Origin of the sequence: Aquaspirillum serpens DSM 68 (genome assembly GCF_000420525.1) — a bacterium.
Taxonomy (GTDB): Bacteria; Pseudomonadota; Gammaproteobacteria; order Burkholderiales; family Aquaspirillaceae; genus Aquaspirillum; species Aquaspirillum serpens.
This window is the reverse complement of the sequence record NZ_ATVC01000100.1, coordinates 1-3,524: the sequence shown is the minus strand read 5'-3', so window position 1 is coordinate 3,524 and position 3,524 is coordinate 1. Positions and strand designations below refer to the sequence as shown.

The 3,524-nt window shown below is 50.5% G+C and carries 5 protein-coding genes and 1 tRNA gene; 5 read left to right on the top strand and 1 reads right to left on the bottom strand.

The window, feature by feature from the left end:
- The first annotated feature begins 228 nt into the window (after positions 1-228).
- The 5 genes from G465_RS0112595 to adk are packed head-to-tail and all read left to right on the top strand — an operon-like array spanning position 229 to position 3,335.
- Complete coding sequence (locus G465_RS0112595; RefSeq protein ID WP_022654793.1) at positions 229-654, top strand: ExbD/TolR family protein; 426 nt, start codon at positions 229-231, stop codon at positions 652-654.
- Complete coding sequence (gene lpxK, locus G465_RS0112590; protein WP_022654792.1) at positions 655-1,680, top strand: tetraacyldisaccharide 4'-kinase; 1,026 nt, start codon at positions 655-657, stop codon at positions 1,678-1,680.
- Positions 1,673-1,861 (top strand): Trm112 family protein, encoded by a 189-nt coding sequence (locus tag G465_RS0112585; RefSeq protein WP_022654791.1) that lies wholly within the window; start codon positions 1,673-1,675, stop codon positions 1,859-1,861. Before lpxK ends, G465_RS0112585 begins: the two co-directional genes overlap by 8 nt.
- Before the next feature lie 3 nt (positions 1,862-1,864).
- On the top strand, positions 1,865-2,647 hold the full coding sequence (gene kdsB / locus G465_RS0112580) for a 3-deoxy-manno-octulosonate cytidylyltransferase (RefSeq protein ID WP_022654790.1): 783 nt from the start codon (positions 1,865-1,867) through the stop codon (positions 2,645-2,647).
- 31 nt (positions 2,648-2,678) lie between these two features.
- On the top strand, positions 2,679-3,335 hold the full coding sequence (gene adk, locus G465_RS0112575) for an adenylate kinase (RefSeq protein WP_022654789.1): 657 nt from the start codon (positions 2,679-2,681) through the stop codon (positions 3,333-3,335).
- Between the two features lie 101 nt (positions 3,336-3,436).
- On the opposite strand, the gene G465_RS0112570 is transcribed toward adk, so the two are convergent.
- Positions 3,437-3,523: transfer RNA gene (locus tag G465_RS0112570), tRNA-Leu, on the bottom strand.
- Position 3,524: the final 1 nt, after the last annotated feature.

Here is a 3,524-nt window from a genome sequence, read left to right as displayed (position 1 = left end):
CCAATCCACCGATATTAGCGCCTCGGTGGAGAACGGCTACAGATCCTGTGCTCCCACCGCTTTGCGGTAACCTGGGATGCCGGCCACCGAAAACTCCGGTGCGCACCATTGGATTGGGAGCCATGCACAGCGACTTGAATGCAAGTGGCTTGATTTACCACAGGGTGCGCTTCGCGCACCCACAATTCCTCCCCTGACTCAAGTCAGGGGTTTCCTTGCGGAGATTCTATGAATTTTAACCGTGGTCGGCAGCGTGATGAACCGGAAATTAACTTTATTCCGCTGATCGATTTATTACTGGTGGTGTTGATCTTTTTGGTGGTCTCGACCACTTATGCGCGCTTTGCCGAAGTAAAAATCAACTTACCCGAGGGGGGCGCACCAGCCAGTGCTGTATCGCCTGATCCTATCCTCCATATTGCAGTAACTGCACAGGGCAGCTATCAGATTGGTCCACAGGCAGTGGCAGAAGGGCAACGGGAAGCGTTGGTAGCGGCATTGAAAACTGCAGCACAAGGAAAGACCAATCCTGTGTTAGTGATCAATGCTGACGCATTAGCAACGCACCAATCGGTCATTCAAGTCATGGAAGCGGCACGGGAAGCAGGGTTAGTCCGAATTACGTTTGCCACACAGGCACCGGTGAATTCTTAAATGGCGTCTGTTGCCAATTGGCTAGTGAAACGTTGGTATGCCGAACAGCCAGGTTGGGCGAGTGTGTTTGCGCCGCTTAGCGCGTTGTTTGCGTTGATGAGTGCTGGACGTCGCCTTGCCTATCGTTTGCGTTGGTTGCCGTCTTACCGGCTGACGGTCCCTGTGGTGGTCGTTGGCAATGTTACGGTTGGTGGTGCAGGTAAAACGCCCTTAACCTATCATTTACTGACGGCTCTCCGGCAACAAGGGTGGCAGCCTGCGGTCATCAGTCGTGGTTATGGCGGCCATGCAACGGTACCGACGCCGGTGAAAATAGATTCAGATCCGAACCTATGTGGAGATGAACCTGTCTTATTGGCGCGGACAGGTTGTCCGGTGTGGGTGGGAAGGGATCGGGTGGCAACGGGACAGGCGTTGTTAGCCGCACATCCTGAAGTCGATGTTCTGTTATCGGATGATGGTTTGCAACATTATCGTTTGCAGCGTGATCTTGAGTTACTGGTCATCGATGGGCGGCGACAATTGGGAAATGGTTGGTTATTGCCATGTGGGCCATTGCGTGAAGGACGCTGGCGATTACAAACAGTGGATGCCGTGGTGGTTAATGGTGAACCGGTGGCTGCTATACAAACCCCCGCCCCTCTATTTGCCATGACGTTACAACCCGAACCTTTTTATGCTTTAACAAATGCCGCTCATCAGCGTGTTGTGGCGGATTTTATCGGCAAAGATTGTGCAGCAATTGCCGGAATCGCCGATCCTCAACGCTTTTTCAACACATTAGGCCAGATGGGATTGCATTGTCGTGAATATCCTTTCCCCGATCATCATCCTTTGAAAATGAAGGATTTACCTGTTGCAGAATGTGTTTTGATGACAGAAAAAGACGCAGTCAAACTACAGCAACATTCTGAATCAGCCAATGCTGATGATAAACTATGGGTTTTACCGATCAGCGCGGTGCTTTCTCCAGACCTCGCTTCTTGGCTAACCGAGCAACTGAAAGCCTTACATCACCATGGATAGCAAATTGCTTGAAATTCTTGTTTGCCCACTATGCAAAGGACCTTTGCTGTTTCAAAAAAACTCACAAGAGTTGATTTGTAAAGCAGATCGTTTGGCTTTTCCCATTCGTGACGGTATCCCAGTGATGTTAGAAAGTGATGCTCGGCCTTTGGCTGACGATGAAAATGTATCTCAGGCTTAAGCGATGACACTTCCCCGCTTTCTTGTGGTCATTCCTGCCCGTCTCGCTTCGACACGCTTACCCAATAAGCCTCTAGCTGATATTGCCGGCTTGCCAATGGTGGTACGAGTGGCGCAACAAGCACAGCAGTCTGCTGCCGCTGCGGTATGGGTGGCAACGGATCATCCTGATATCGTTGCGACTTGCGAAGCACATCAAGTACCAGTTCGTTTGACTGCCAGCCATCATCCTTCTGGTACGGATCGGTTGGCCGAGGTGGTTGAACAATTACATCTGGCCGACGATGAAATTATCATCAATGTACAGGGGGATGAGCCACTATTGCCGCCAGCGCTGATTGATGAGCTTGCTACCTGTTTAGCGGCACAACCAAATTGTGTCATGGCAACATTAGCGCATCCCATCCTTCACGCGGAAGAGTTTTTCAATCCTAATGTGGTGAAGGTGGTGTGTTCTGAACAAGGACAGGCACTTTACTTCAGTCGTGCGCCGATACCATGGGCTCGTGATGCTTTTATGCACCAGCCTATTACGACTTTACCGAAGGCCCACCCTGCGCTGCGACATATCGGCATTTATGCTTATCGCGCTGGTTTTCTGCGACAGTATCAGGCGCTATCTCCCTCGCCATTAGAGCAGTGGGAAGCATTAGAACAATTACGGGTGTTGGCACATGGTTTTGCCATTGCAGTGAAAACTATCACCTTGCCACCTCCCGCTGGTGTTGATACACCAGAAGATTTAGCTCGAGTTCGAGCTTTTTTTGCAACACAACACACTCAATAATCAACAGAGAGAAACCATCAGGAGCAAATGCATGAAACTGATTCTTTTGGGCGCCCCAGGTGCTGGTAAGGGAACGCAAGCAAAAGCCATTTGTGAGAAATATGGCATTCCCCAAATTTCCACCGGCGATATGTTACGCGCGGCAGTGAAAGCTGGCACCCCTTTGGGCTTGGAAGCCAAGGCTATTATGGATGCCGGTGGTTTGGTGCGTGATGACATCATTATTGGTTTGGTGAAAGAACGTATCACTGCCGCAGATTGCGCAAATGGTTTCCTGTTCGATGGTTTCCCTCGCACCATCCCTCAAGCAGAAGCGATGCGTGCTGCTGGCGTTGACATTGATTTCGTGGTTGAAATTGATGTGCCGGATAGCGAGATTGTCGAGCGTATGTCTGGTCGCCGTGTGCATGTGGCATCAGGTCGTACCTATCATGTCAAATTCAATCCTCCGAAAGTGGAAGGTAAAGATGACGAAACCGGTGAAGACCTGATTCAACGTGAAGATGACAATGAAGCGACTGTGTTAAAACGGTTGGCGGTGTATCACGAACAAACCGAGGTGCTGGTTGGCTTCTATTCGCAATTAGCCAGCAGCGGTGATGCGTCGGCACCAAAATACATCAAAGTGCCTGGTGTAGGTTCGGTTGATGGCATTCGTGATGCGATTTTCCGCGCGTTAGACGCTTAATTTGCGAATGATGCTGTGCAGAGCCCGTCACATGGCGGGCTTTACGCTAAGGCAAAAATGATAGGCGTAAAAAAACCACCTTTCGGTGGTTATTTTGCTGATGGTGCCCAAGAGAAGACTCGAACTTCCACACCCTTGCGGGCGCTAGGACCTGAACCTAGTGCGTCTACCAATTCCGCCACCTGGGCG

What these genes read in the sequence shown, in the direction of transcription:
- G465_RS0112585 (WP_022654791.1), top strand. Translation starts at nt 1,673, where the DNA reads ATGGATAGCAAATTGCTTGAAATTCTTGTTTGCCCACTATGCAAAGGA.
- G465_RS0112595 (WP_022654793.1), top strand. Translation starts at nt 229, where the DNA reads ATGAATTTTAACCGTGGTCGGCAGCGTGATGAACCGGAAATTAACTTT.
- lpxK (WP_022654792.1), top strand. Translation starts at nt 655, where the DNA reads ATGGCGTCTGTTGCCAATTGGCTAGTGAAACGTTGGTATGCCGAACAG.
- adk (WP_022654789.1), top strand. Translation starts at nt 2,679, where the DNA reads ATGAAACTGATTCTTTTGGGCGCCCCAGGTGCTGGTAAGGGAACGCAA.
- kdsB (WP_022654790.1), top strand. Translation starts at nt 1,865, where the DNA reads ATGACACTTCCCCGCTTTCTTGTGGTCATTCCTGCCCGTCTCGCTTCG.